We start from the raw sequence: 12,069 nt of genomic DNA on the forward strand, positions 1-12,069 counted from the left end.
CCGCTCAGACCCAATCCCGCGGGGGCAGGAAGTCGGTGTAGAGGCGCGCCTCGGGCGTGCCGGGCTCAGGGTGCCAGTCGTAGCGCCAGTTCACCACCGGCGGCATCGACATCAGGATGCTTTCCGTGCGCCCGCCCGACTGCAAGCCGAACAGCGTGCCGCGGTCCCACACCAGGTTGAACTCCACGTAGCGGCCCCGGCGGTAGGCCTGGAAGTCGCGCTCGGCCTGGGTGTAAGGCGTGTCGCGGCGGCGCTGCAGGATGGGCAGGTAGGCCTGGGTGAAGGCATCGCCCACCGAGCGGATCAGGTCGAAACCGCCCTGCTCGCCCAGCTCGGAGACATCGTCGAAGAAGATGCCGCCCACACCGCGCGCCTCGTTGCGGTGCTTGAGGAAGAAGTACTCGTCGCACCACTTCTTGTAGCGCGGGTGCAGTTCGGGCCCGAAGGGCGCCAGCGCGTCCTTGCAGACTTGGTGAAAGTGGCGGGCGTCTTCTTCGTGGCCGTAGTAGGGCGTGAGGTCCATGCCGCCGCCATACCAAGCCACCACCGTGCCATCGGGCCGGTGAGCCGCCAGCATGCGCACGTTCATGTGCACCGTGGGCACGTGCGGGCTGCGCGGGTGGAACACCAGGGACACGCCCATGGCCTCGAAGGGGCAACCCGCCAGCTCGGGCCGGTGCTGCGTGGCCGAGGGCGGCAGGCTCGGGCCCTTCACATGCGAAAAATTGCAGCCGCCGCGCTCCAGCACGTTCCCTTCTTCGACCAGGCGGGAACAGCCGTCACCCTGCAGGCGCTCGTGGGCGCCACGCACCCAGGCATCGCGCACGAAGGGTGTGCCATCTTCGGCTTCGAAGGCCGAGATGATGCGGTCCTGCAGGTCCAGCAGGTGGCTGCGGACGGCGTCGGTGTGGGCCTGGCTCATGGGGGATGTCCTGCGCGTGAGGTCAGCGGGCAAGGGTTCAGCGGGCCTTGATGGCGCGCCAGCCGATGTCGGAGCGGAACTGCATGCCGTCGAACTGGATGCCGCGCAGGTACTCGTAGGCACGCTGCTGGGCCAGCTTGGCCGAATCGCCCAACGCAGTCACGCACAGCACGCGACCACCGCTGGTGCGCAGCACGCCATCCTCGCCCAGCGTGGTGCCGGCGTGGAAGACCATGGCGTCGTCGGCTTCGGCGGGCAAGCCGGTGATGGCCTGGCCCTTCTCGGGGTTCAGCGGGTAGCCGCCCGCGGCCACGACCACGCCGAGCGCGAAGCGGCGATCCCATTGCAGCTCGACCTGGTCCAGGGTGCCGTCGGTGGCGTGCATGAACAGGTCGATGGCATCGCTCTTGAGGCGCATCATGATGGGCTGCGTCTCGGGATCGCCCATGCGGCAGTTGAATTCCAGCGTCTTCGGCGAACCGTTGGCGTCGATCATCAGGCCGGCGTACAGGAAGCCGGTGAAGGGGATGCCGTCCTTGGCCATGCCGTCCAGCGTCGGCTGGATGATTTCCTGCATGGCCTTGGCATAGACGTTGGGCGTCACCACCGGCGCGGGCGAGTAGGCGCCCATGCCGCCCGTGTTGGGGCCTTCGTCGGCGTCCAGCAGGCGTTTGTGGTCCTGGCTGGTGGCCATCACGGCCACGTTCTTGCCGTCGGCCAGCACGATGAAACTGGCTTCCTCGCCGGCCAGGAACTCTTCGATGACCACGCGCGCGCCACCTTCGTTGTGCTGCACGCCCAACTTGTTGTCCAGCAACATGAAGTCGATGGCTTCGTGCGCCTCTGCCAGGCTCATGGCCACGACCACGCCCTTGCCCGCCGCCAGGCCGTCTGCCTTGATGACGATGGGCGCGCCGTGCTGGTCCACATAGGCGTGGGCCGCGGCGGCGTCGGTGAAGGTTTCGTAAAAGGCCGTGGGGATGCCATGGCGCTTCATGAAGTCCTTGGCGAAGGCCTTGGAGCTTTCCAGCTGCGCGGCCTTCTGCGTCGGGCCGAAGATGCGCAGGCCGCGGGCGCGGAACTCATCGACGACACCCGACGCCAGCGGCGCCTCGGGGCCCACCACGGTCAGGACGATCTTGTTGGCCTCGGCAAAGTCGGCCAGCGCCTTCACGTCGGTGATGGGCACGTTGACCAGGCGCGCATCGCGTGCCGTGCCGCCGTTGCCCGGCGCCACATAGACCTTCTGGGCCTTGGGCGATTGGGCCAGCTTCCAGGCCAGGGCGTGTTCGCGGCCGCCGGAGCCGATGACGAGGATGTTCATGGGGAGGTTTCTATCAGTTCAGTTCGGCGTTGTGGAAGACTTCCTGGACGTCGTCCAGGTCTTCCAGCACGTCCAGCAGCTTCTGCATGCGGACGGCATCGTCACCGCTCAATTCAATGGGGGTGTCTGCGCGCATGGTGACTTCGGCCAGTTCGGACTGCAGGCCCGCAGCTTGCAGCGCCTTTTGCACGGCCTCGAAGTCGGGCGGGGCGCACAGCACCTCGATGGAGCCATCGTCGTGGGTGAGCACGTCTTCCGCACCCGCTTCCAGGGCCACTTCCATGACCTTGTCTTCGCTGGCACCCGGGGCGAACAGGAACTGGCCCACGTGCTTGAACTGGAAGGACACCGAGCCGTCCGTGCCCATGTTGCCGCCGTACTTGCTGAAGGCGTGGCGCACTTCGGCCACGGTGCGCACACGGTTGTCGGTCATGGTGTCCACCATGATGGCAGCGCCGCCGATGCCGTAGCCTTCGTAGCGGATTTCCTCGTAGGTGACGCCATCCAGGTTGCCCGTGGCCTTGTCCACGTTGCGCTTGATGTTGTCGGCCGGCATGTTCGCGGCCTTGGCCTTCTCGATGGCCAGGCGCAGGCGCGGGTTCATGTTGACATCGGCCCCGCCAGCACGGGCGGCCACGATGATTTCACGGGTGAGACGGGTCCAGATCTTGCCTCGCTTTTCGTCTTGACGACCCTTGCGATGCTGGATGTTGGCCCATTTGGAATGGCCGGCCATGGTGCGTGCTCCGGAAAGAAAATAGGGGCGGAATGTGGCGATGGGTCCATGCCGACGCGCACGCTGGTGGCTCACCGGCGCGCGCGCGGCCCCAGGAAAAACCTGGGAGATACTTCGATTTTACCTTCGCGCCGGGTGGCCATCGCCATTCCCGGCCCCGAACCCTGGTCAGCGCCGCTGGCCCAACACCGATTTCAGCGCCCAGGAGACCCCATGACCGACCCCATCCTCCTTGCTGCCCACGGCGAGATCGCCTGCCACCTGCTGCCCGCCCTGGCCAACCGCCACGGCCTCATCACCGGCGCCACCGGCACAGGCAAGACCATCAGCCTGCAAAAGCTGGCCGAAAGCTTCAGCGCCATCGGCGTACCCGTCTTCATGGCCGACGTCAAGGGCGACCTGACCGGCATCTCGCAAACGGGCAAGGTCAGCGACAAGCTCGCCGGCATCCTGCAGGAACGCGGCCTGGACACCCCCACCGCCGTGGCCTGCCCGACCACGCTGTGGGACGTCTTCGGCCAGCAAGGCCACCCGGTGCGCGCCACCATCTCTGACATGGGCCCGCTGCTGCTGGGCCGCATGCTCGATTTGAACGACACGCAACAAGGCGTCTTGCAGCTGGTCTTCAAGGTCGCCGATGACAACGGCCTGCTGCTGCTCGACCTCAAAGACCTGCGCGCCATGCTGCAGCACGTGGGCGACAACGCCAGCCAGTTCACCACCGAGTACGGCAACATCAGCCCGGCCAGCATCGGCGCCATCCAGCGTGGCTTGCTGCAGGTCGATGAGCAAGGCGGCGACCGCTTCTTCGGCGAGCCCATGCTCAACATCGGCGACTTCATGCAGACGGTGGGCGGCAAGGGCGTCGTCAACATCCTGGCGGCCGACAAGCTGATGAACGCGCCGCGCCTGTACGCCACCTTCCTGCTGTGGATGCTGTCGGAGCTGTTCGAGACCCTGCCCGAGGTGGGCGACCTGGACAAGCCCAAGCTGGTGTTCTTCTTCGACGAGGCCCACCTGCTGTTCAAAGATGCGCCCTCCGCGCTGGTCGAGCGCATCGAGCTGGTCGTGCGCCTGGTGCGCTCCAAGGGCGTCGGCGTCTATTTTGTGACGCAAAACCCGCTGGACGTGCCCGACACCGTGCTGGGCCAGCTGGGCAACCGCGTGCAGCACGCCCTGCGCGCCTTCACCCCGCGCGACCAGAAGGCCGTCAAGGCCGCGGCAGAAACGATGCGCGCCAACCCGGGCCTGGACATCGCCACGGTCATCACCGAACTGGGCGTGGGCGAAGCCCTGGTCAGCATGCTCGATGAGAAGGGCCGCCCGGCCATCACCGAGCGCGTCTTCATCCTGCCACCGGGCAGCCAGATCGGGCCGATCACGCCCGAGCAGCGCCAGCAGTTGCTGAAAGACTCGCTGGTGTCGGGCGTGTACGAGCAGACGGTGGACCGCGACTCGGCCTACGAGAAGCTCAAAGGCCGTGCCGCGGCCTCACCGACATCGGCCCAGGCCCCCGCGGGCGGTGCGCGCTCCATGCGCGAAGAAGCCGCCGATGCGCTGCGCGGCGGTGCAGGCGATGCTGCTGCGGGCGCTGCCACGGCGGGCGCTGGCGGCTGGCTGGGCGACATGGCCGGCGACCTGCTCAAGGGCAATGGTCGCAAGGACTCCATCCTGGAGACGGTGGCCAAATCGGCGGCACGCACGATCGGCTCGACCGTGGGCCGCGAGATCATCCGCGGCGTGCTGGGTTCCATCCTGGGCGGCAGCACCAGCCGCCGCCGCTGAGCCGACGGCCCTGCGCAACCTCAGCCGCTGACTCAGTCGTCGCGGCCCCAGGCGTAGCGATCGCCGCGGTGCCCCTCCCAGCGGCCATCATGACGACCCTCATGGCGGCCATCGCCGTAACCGTGGCGGCCTTCGTCATGGTGGTGGCGCCAGCCCCAGTGCGGCGGGCGACGGCGGTGGTCGTGGCCGCGCTGGACGTACACGGGTTGAGGTGCGTACATCGGCTGGGGCGCATACACGACCGGGGGCGCGATCACCACCGGTGCGGGGCCGTACAAGCCCCGCGGCGTGTTGGAGAAAGTCGTGCCGACACGGCCTGCGCCCTGGATGGGGGCGTCCACATTGACCGCCCAGTACACGCCCGGCACGCCCTGGCCTGCCTGGACCGCACCTGGCGCTGCCAGCAAAGACGCCGTCAGTGCCGCCAGCGTGGCCAGGCCAGCCCATCGGGCAGTGGTTCGAATGAGAGGTGTGTGCATGTCAGTTCTCCTGTATGCACACAACGGTTGGGCGCCACGCCAGGCTGACAGCCTTTTGTAAATCTGTGTCAGCCAAATGTGTTCAATGGTTGTGCCCGTCGCTGCGGGCGATGGCCAGCAGACGCCCAACCTCGGCGCTGTGCACGCGCACATTGCGGCGGTGCCACAGCCCGATCAGGCACATGCTCACGGCCACGAAGCACCCGAAGGCCGTGATGGCGCCGTAGGCGGTCAGGCCGCTGCCCGTCAACCAACTGTAGCCAAAGCCCAGCAGCAGGATGCAGGCTTGCTCGTTGAAGTTCTGCACCGCGATCGAACGCCCCGCGCCCATCAGGTTGTGACCCCGGTGCTGCAACAGCGCGTTCATGGGGACCACCAGGAAGCCGCCCAGGCCGCCCAGCAAGATCAGAAAGGGCACGGCCACGACGATGTCGTCCAACACGTTCATGCCCAGCACCAGCACGCCCATGGCCACCCCCAGGGGGATGACGCTGGTGGCCTGGTCCAGGCGCATCTTGGCCGAGGCCACCACAGCCCCCACCGCCGTGCCAATGGCCACCACACCGACCAGCGCCGACGCCTTGGTGGTGTCGTAGCCCAGCGCCACGGCCGCCCAGGCCAGCACGATGTAGCGGAGGTTGCCCGACACGCCCCAGAACAGGGTGGTGGTGGTCAGGGAGATCTGGCCCAGCTTGTCGCGCCACAGGCGCGAGTTGCACGACATGAAATCCTTGAGCAACAGCACCGGGTGGCCCACGAAGTCCTGCAGCGGTGTGTCGGTGCGGGGGATGCGCAGGTTGAAGCCCGCGGCCAGCACGTACAGCGACACCAGCATCGCGATGGCTGCCTCAGGTGGCGAGTCGATGCCCGTGTCAACACCGGGCACATCCAGGCTCAGCAGCATCGGCGCGATGGCGTGGCCCATCAGTTGCCCGCCCAGCACCACGCCAAAGATGATGGAAGTGATGGTCAGGCCTTCGATCCAGCCATTGGCCTTGACCAGCTGTGACGGCGGCAGCAACTCGGTGAGGATCCCGTACTTGGCCGGTGAGTACGCCGCGGCGCCCAGGCCCACCACGGCGTAGGCCAACAGCGGGTGCAGGCCGAACAGCATCAGCAGACAACCCAGCACCTTGACGCTGTTGGAGAGGAACATGACCTTGCCTTTGGGCAAGGCGTCTGCGAAGGCCCCCACGAAGGGTGCCAGCACCACGTAGAACAGCGCGAACATCGGCACCAAGGCCGCGCGCTGCCACTCAGGCGCACCATCGGACTTGAGCAACTCGACCGCCGCCACGAACAGCGCGTTGTCTGCCAGCGAGCTGCAGAACTGCGCCGCCATGATCGTGAAAAAACCTTTTTTCATGCGCGAGCGGTGTGGGTCGTCGAGGCTGGGGATCGCAGGTTATAGCACGCCGACCAAGCTGAACGTGGCGACAATCCCGCAAGCTGCACGACCCCATGCACGATCAGGGGTCGTCTCGCACCCGGGTGGCAAAATGGCACCATGCCCCGCCCGCTTGAAGCCCTGGTCCACCTCGACGCCCTGCAACACAACCTGACACGAGCCCGTGCCTGCGCTCCGGACGCCCAGGTCTGGGCGGTGGTCAAGGCCAATGCCTATGGCCACGGCTTGGTGCGCGCTTTCGAGGGCCTGCGCGCCGCCGACGGCTTCGCCCTGTTGGACATCGCCGAGGCGCGCAAGCTGCGCGAGCTCGACTGGCGCGGCCCCATCCTGCTGCTCGAAGGCGTGTTCGATGCACGCGATCTGGAGTCCTGCTCGCGCCTGGGCCTGTGGCACGTGGTGCACTGCGAGCAGCAGATCGACTGGCTGGCGCAGCACAAAACAGAGTGGCCCCACCGCGTGTTCCTGAAGATGAACACCGGCATGAACCGCCTGGGCTTCACACCGCAGGCCTTCCGCAACGCCTGGCTGCGCCTGAGCGCCCTGCCCCAGGTCGATGAGGTGTCTTTCATCACGCACTTCTCGGACGCCGACAGCGACAAGGGCATCGCCCAGCAGGCCGACATCTTCCTGACCCACACGGCCGACCTCAGCGGCGAGCGCAGCCTGTGCAACAGCGCCGCGACCCTGCGCCATGCACACGACCCGAAGGTCCGTGGCGACTGGGTGCGCCCCGGCGTGATGCTGTACGGTGCCTCGCCGGATTACCCGGAGCACGACGCCGCCCACTGGCAGCTGCGCCCGGCCATGACGCTGCGCTCCAGGCTGATCGGCCTGCAACACCTGCAAGCCGGCGACACGGTGGGCTACGGCAGCCGCTTCACGGCCGAGCAGGCCATGCGCATCGGCGTGGTGGCCTGCGGTTATGCCGATGGCTACCCTCGCCATGCGCCGACGGGCACGCCGGTGCTGGTCGATGGACAGCGCACACGCATCGTCGGGCGGGTGTCCATGGACATGGTCACGGTGGACCTGAGCGCGCTGCCGCAGGCCCAGATCGGCACCGAGGTCACGCTGTGGGGGCAAGGCCCGCATGGCAGCCTGCTGTCGATCGACGAGGTCGCCCTGCACGCCGGCACCATCGGCTACGAGCTGATGTGTGCGCTGTCGCAGCGCGTGCCGGTGCTGACGGTGGGCGACGACCACGGCGCGCATGGCACGGCACCTGCATTCGCCCCCTGACCCTCACACCCGACACGGCTCTCCATGGAACTCGACCACCAACGCCACCAGCTGCACATGACCGTGCTCATGACGCCGGACATGGCCAATTTCTCCGGCAATGTGCACGGCGGCACCATCCTCAAGCTGCTCGACCAGGTGGCTTACGCCTGCGCCAGCCGCTATGCCGGCTGCTACGTCGTGACCCTGTCGGTGGACCAGGTCACCTTCCGCCAGCCCATCCACGTGGGCGAGCTGGTCACCTTCCTCGCGTCGGTGAACTACACAGGCACCTCGTCGATGGAGATCGGCATCAAGGTGGTGGCCGAGAACATCCGCACGCAGGTGGTGCGCCACGCCAACAGCTGCTTCTTCACCATGGTGGCGGTGAACGACAAGGCCAAGCCCCAGGCCGTGACGCCCCTCGCCCCCAACACCCCCGACGAGCACCGCCGCTTTGCCGCGGCCAAGCTGCGCCGCCAGCTGCGCCAGGAACTGGACCAGCGCTTCCGCGCCATCCAGTCGGGCCAGCCCGCCGCGAACTGAGCGCCCAGGCAGCCCCATGGCCAAAGACAAAACCATCTACACCTGCCAGGAATGCGGCGGCACCAGCCCCAAGTGGCTGGGCAAGTGCCCGAGCTGCAATGCCTGGAACACGCTCGAAGAAACGCGGGCCGAGCCCGTGGGCCCAGGCAAGAACCGCATGCAGGCCTTGGCCCGTGGCCTGAACGCGGCCCAGCCGGTGACCACCCTGGCCGACATCGAAGCGGCCGACGTGGCCCGCACGCCCACCGGCATCGACGAGCTGGACCGCGTGCTGGGCGGCGGCATCGTGGCCGGCGGCGTGGTGCTGATCGGCGGCGACCCGGGCATCGGCAAATCGACGCTGCTGCTGCAGGCGCTGGACGGCTTGTCGCGGCAGATGAAGGTGCTGTACGTGACGGGCGAAGAAAGCGGCGCCCAGGTGGCGATGCGTGCGCACCGCCTGGGCCTGGACGGCTCGCAGGTGCGCGTGCAGGCGGAGATCCAGCTGGAGAACATCCTCGCCACGCTGGAGGCCGAGCAACCCGCTTTCTGCGTGATCGACTCCATCCAGACGCTGTTCTCGGACCAGCTCAGCTCGGCGCCAGGCTCGGTGGCGCAGGTGCGCGAGTGCGCCGCCCACCTCACCCGCACGGCCAAGGCCAGCGGCTGCACCGTCGTGCTGGTGGGCCACGTGACCAAGGAAGGCGCGCTGGCCGGCCCCCGCGTGCTGGAGCACATCGTGGACACGGTGCTGTACTTCGAGGGCGACACGCACAGCAGCTTCCGCCTGGTGCGCGCCATCAAGAACCGCTTTGGCGCCGTCAACGAAATTGGCGTCTTCGCCATGACCGACAAGGGCCTCAAGGGTGTGAACAACCCGAGCGCCATCTTCCTGTCCACGCACAGCGAGCCGGTGCCGGGCTCCTGCGTGCTGGTGACGCTGGAGGGCACGCGGCCGCTGCTGGTGGAGATCCAGGCGCTGGTCGATTCAGGTGGCCCCAGCCCGCGCCGCCTGAGCGTGGGCCTGGAACGCGACCGCCTCGCCATGTTGCTGGCGGTGCTGCACCGCCATGCGGGCATGGCCTGCTTCGACCAGGATGTGTTCGTCAACGCCGTGGGCGGTGTGCGCATCAGCGAGCCCGCGGCCGACCTGGCCGTGCTGCTGGCCATCCAGAGCAGCCTGCGCGCACGGCCCTTGCCCAAGGGTTTCATCGCCTTCGGTGAAGTGGGCCTGGCCGGCGAGGTGCGCCCTGCCCCGCGCGGTCAGGAACGCCTCAAGGAAGCCGCCAAACTGGGCTTCACCGTGGCCGTGGTGCCCAAGGCCAATGCGCCCAAGAAGCCCATCGAGGGCCTGACCATCCACACGGTGGACCGCGTCGAAGAGGCCATCAACCTCGTGCGCGAGTTGTGACAGCGCATGCCAAGGCGCTGTTGAGTGCCTTGGCTCCCAACGTCAAGCTTCGAATTTGTACTTGACCCGGAGGTTGAGCAATCGCTCTTCGATGTCGCTGTTGAATGCTTCGAGTTCCTGGCGGTTTTTCTCGCGGATGTCTCTGGGCACCGTGAACGCAAAGCCTGCCTTGATGACGACCTCAATTTCACCGTGCGCCGCTTGGGTGCTCGGGGCCGGCAAGGTCTGCGCACTGGAGACTGCACTCGAAGCCGATGCGGTCGTTGCCGCATTTGTATTCATGTGTGACGCCATCTCAGAGGTTCTCCAGGCTGGACGGAAGCAGTGGCACCAAGCCGGCAGCATGGCTGACGATGCTCTGGACAGAAAAGTCAGACATCAACGCCTCGGAGATGTCTCTGTTGCTGTCGATGCTCAACACTGCGACTGGCCTTTCCTGCAAAGGCATTTGGAGTGTCTCACGATCATTGCTGCTGATCAACGGATAACACACTGTGCTCTCCCAGTCACGCCATAAATTTGCAAGGTCGTACTTCGACATCGGTATTTTTTCGCGTTGCGCAAGGGTGTGCAGGTGTGCGCTGCGCCTCAAACTGACCGGCAGGCGCTGGTCGTGCGCCTGCGGCACACCCTTGCAATCCACATCGATGACGATTTGGTCATCGGTGTCGTCGTGCAGGTTGTGGCTGTGGACAACCTTGAAGCAAGACCGACCGACACGCATGAACACCAGCAAACGCAGCCTGAGCCCTTCATCGTGGGCAACGCCAGACGACTGCACTGCGCGCAATGCGATGTCATGCAATTCAGCCAGCAGTTGCTGCACCTTCTGCCCAGCCTGGACCTGGCGCAAGATGGCTCGGTACGATTGCAGCAGACCGGCCTGATAGGCATCACGCGCCTTGTGCCAGGACACATCGAACGCCAACAGCGCCACTGGGCTTTCGATTTTCACCGAAGTGAGGTCGGAGACAAAATTGTGGGTGATGGCCTGTCCGCCGAAAATGCCCGTGCGCAGCACCCGCTTGGTGTGTCCCAGAAAACCGATGTCTCGCCGACCGAACAAGGCCCAACGCAAGCCACCGACCACACCATCACGCCACAACAAACGCAAGGGCGATGCGAACCAACCAGAGGCTGCCTCGCCATGGCTCAAGGCGTCGCGCAACTCAAAGGCGATGTTGGGCACAGTCTGGTGGGGGTTGAGTCGGCGTTCGTGGTACTTCTTCTCCTCCTTGAACGCCCAGACAGGCAAATTGGCCAGCAAGCCCCCATCGACAAAAATGTGGTCCTTGTAAGCGGTGACGGACGTGATGCGGGCTGGCTTGAAAATCAAGGGGATGCTGATGGATGCAGCCACCACCTCGGCCATGGACGCATCGGGGTGGTGATCGTGCCCGAAAAGCTGGAGCTTGCCGTCGGTCAAATCGGTGGTCGCGATTTTGACTTCGACGAAGGGCGGAGGGTTGTCCAACGCGCGAAATCGGCGTGGATCAATGTCTCTGAAAGACAATTTGCGGTTGTGCGGCAACCCGGAAAAATCAGCCCCCAAACGGCGGCGATCTTCATCTGTGAAACGGTCCAGGTGTCGTTTCACCTCGTGCCGCAGAATCTGCTCGATCGCAGCCTCTACGCGCTCTGGATCAAAAATGCCCTTGTCCCGGATGATGGGCCGTATCAAATAAATGAACACCGAAAGCGTCAGCAACAAGGCCAAACCGGCCAAGGCGACAAGCACGCAGAGCAAGCCTGCGTCCCATGTGCCACTTGAGCCCTGCACCTGCCCCACCAGCAGCCCAAACAGGGAGAGGTAGCCAAACACCAGCACCATGAAGTACAGCAGCGGAAACTGCGACAGGTGCAGCAAAAATTTGAACTTGCGCCACTCCTTGCGCCCCAAGAGGTCGATGGGGCTCATCCCATGGCGGCTCAGGATGTCACGCTGCTCGCTTGTCTGGGCCGAGGTCGGTTCAATGATGTCACCCGGCTCGCAACCCACAGCAATCAAGGCTGCAATGAGCGCGCCAGCAGAGGTGCCAGCCACTCCAGCGATCTGGATGTCCAACTCACGGATGGCGCTGAAGGCGCCCACGTGGCTGATGCCCTGAGCTCCCCCGCCTTGGAAAATACAGAACACGGTTTTCATTGCCCGGCAGGCCGACGCATGCCCTCGTCATCAGACGCAAGGCACGCACCACGGCCACTCCCCCACATGGTGCTTTTGTGAGGATTGTGCAGCACGCAGCGGCCGCACTTGGAGC

11 protein-coding genes are annotated in these 12,069 nt (G+C 65.8%); 4 read left to right on the top strand and 7 right to left on the bottom strand.

Features of this window, described 5'->3' with window-relative positions; translation table 11 throughout:
* Positions 1-4: 4 nt before the first annotated feature.
* From hemF to EV672_RS03965, 3 genes are read right to left on the bottom strand one after another with little or no spacing between them, the layout of a single operon-like run.
* Positions 5-922, bottom strand: a complete 918-nt coding sequence (hemF, locus tag EV672_RS03955) for an oxygen-dependent coproporphyrinogen oxidase (RefSeq protein WP_133606548.1) — start codon at positions 920-922, stop codon at positions 5-7.
* 37 nt (positions 923-959) lie between these two features.
* Entirely contained in the window at positions 960-2,246 is a 1,287-nt protein-coding gene (gene purD / locus EV672_RS03960) for a phosphoribosylamine--glycine ligase (RefSeq protein ID WP_133606550.1), read from the bottom strand.
* A gap of 13 nt (positions 2,247-2,259) precedes the next feature.
* Entirely contained in the window at positions 2,260-2,982 is a 723-nt protein-coding gene (locus tag EV672_RS03965; protein WP_133606552.1) for a YebC/PmpR family DNA-binding transcriptional regulator, read from the bottom strand.
* A 213-nt stretch (positions 2,983-3,195) separates the two neighbouring features.
* On the opposite strand from EV672_RS03965, the gene EV672_RS03970 reads away from it, so the two are divergent.
* Complete coding sequence (locus tag EV672_RS03970) at positions 3,196-4,767, top strand: helicase HerA-like domain-containing protein (RefSeq protein WP_133606554.1); 1,572 nt, start codon at positions 3,196-3,198, stop codon at positions 4,765-4,767.
* A 32-nt stretch (positions 4,768-4,799) separates the two neighbouring features.
* On the opposite strand, the gene EV672_RS03975 is transcribed toward EV672_RS03970, so the two are convergent.
* Both EV672_RS03975 and lplT read right to left on the bottom strand, forming a co-directional pair.
* Positions 4,800-5,246: a hypothetical protein gene (locus EV672_RS03975; protein WP_133606556.1), complete on the bottom strand. Its 447-nt coding sequence runs from the start codon at positions 5,244-5,246 to the stop codon at positions 4,800-4,802.
* Positions 5,247-5,328: 82 nt separating this feature from the next.
* A complete protein-coding gene (gene lplT, locus EV672_RS03980; protein ID WP_133606558.1) occupies positions 5,329-6,612 on the bottom strand; it encodes a lysophospholipid transporter LplT in 1,284 nt (427 codons plus the stop codon).
* 141 nt (positions 6,613-6,753) lie between these two features.
* On the opposite strand from lplT, the gene alr reads away from it, so the two are divergent.
* The 3 genes from alr to radA are packed head-to-tail and all read left to right on the top strand — an operon-like array spanning position 6,754 to position 9,808.
* Complete coding sequence (alr, locus tag EV672_RS03985) at positions 6,754-7,893, top strand: alanine racemase (protein WP_133606560.1); 1,140 nt, start codon at positions 6,754-6,756, stop codon at positions 7,891-7,893.
* Positions 7,894-7,917: 24 nt separating this feature from the next.
* Complete coding sequence (locus EV672_RS03990) at positions 7,918-8,418, top strand: acyl-CoA thioesterase (protein WP_243738512.1); 501 nt, start codon at positions 7,918-7,920, stop codon at positions 8,416-8,418.
* A 16-nt stretch (positions 8,419-8,434) separates the two neighbouring features.
* A complete protein-coding gene (gene radA / locus EV672_RS03995) occupies positions 8,435-9,808 on the top strand; it encodes a DNA repair protein RadA (protein ID WP_133606562.1) in 1,374 nt (457 codons plus the stop codon).
* 42 nt (positions 9,809-9,850) lie between these two features.
* Here radA and EV672_RS04000 read toward each other — a convergent pair whose 3' ends face one another.
* The gene (locus EV672_RS04000) at positions 9,851-10,090 is read right to left on the bottom strand and encodes a hypothetical protein (RefSeq protein WP_133606564.1); all 240 of its coding nucleotides are present in this window, start codon (positions 10,088-10,090) and stop codon (positions 9,851-9,853) included.
* A 13-nt stretch (positions 10,091-10,103) separates the two neighbouring features.
* Positions 10,104-11,954, bottom strand: a complete 1,851-nt coding sequence (locus EV672_RS04005; RefSeq protein ID WP_133606566.1) for a patatin-like phospholipase family protein — start codon at positions 11,952-11,954, stop codon at positions 10,104-10,106.
* Between the last annotated feature and the right edge of the window lie 115 nt (positions 11,955-12,069).

This window comes from Aquabacterium commune (assembly GCF_004362855.1).
Classification (GTDB): domain Bacteria; phylum Pseudomonadota; class Gammaproteobacteria; order Burkholderiales; family Burkholderiaceae_C; genus Aquabacterium; species Aquabacterium commune.

Excerpts from the sequence above, each read along its gene's own strand:
- EV672_RS04005 (WP_133606566.1), bottom strand. The coding sequence starts at position 11,954 with ATGAAAACCGTGTTCTGTATTTTCCAAGGCGGGGGAGCTCAGGGCATC.
- radA (WP_133606562.1), top strand. The coding sequence starts at position 8,435 with ATGGCCAAAGACAAAACCATCTACACCTGCCAGGAATGCGGCGGCACC.
- alr (WP_133606560.1), top strand. The coding sequence starts at position 6,754 with ATGCCCCGCCCGCTTGAAGCCCTGGTCCACCTCGACGCCCTGCAACAC.
- EV672_RS04000 (WP_133606564.1), bottom strand. The coding sequence starts at position 10,090 with ATGAATACAAATGCGGCAACGACCGCATCGGCTTCGAGTGCAGTCTCC.
- EV672_RS03990 (WP_243738512.1), top strand. The coding sequence starts at position 7,918 with ATGGAACTCGACCACCAACGCCACCAGCTGCACATGACCGTGCTCATG.
- hemF (WP_133606548.1), bottom strand. The coding sequence starts at position 922 with ATGAGCCAGGCCCACACCGACGCCGTCCGCAGCCACCTGCTGGACCTG.
- EV672_RS03975 (WP_133606556.1), bottom strand. The coding sequence starts at position 5,246 with ATGCACACACCTCTCATTCGAACCACTGCCCGATGGGCTGGCCTGGCC.
- purD (WP_133606550.1), bottom strand. The coding sequence starts at position 2,246 with ATGAACATCCTCGTCATCGGCTCCGGCGGCCGCGAACACGCCCTGGCC.
- lplT (WP_133606558.1), bottom strand. The coding sequence starts at position 6,612 with ATGAAAAAAGGTTTTTTCACGATCATGGCGGCGCAGTTCTGCAGCTCG.
- EV672_RS03970 (WP_133606554.1), top strand. The coding sequence starts at position 3,196 with ATGACCGACCCCATCCTCCTTGCTGCCCACGGCGAGATCGCCTGCCAC.
- EV672_RS03965 (WP_133606552.1), bottom strand. The coding sequence starts at position 2,982 with ATGGCCGGCCATTCCAAATGGGCCAACATCCAGCATCGCAAGGGTCGT.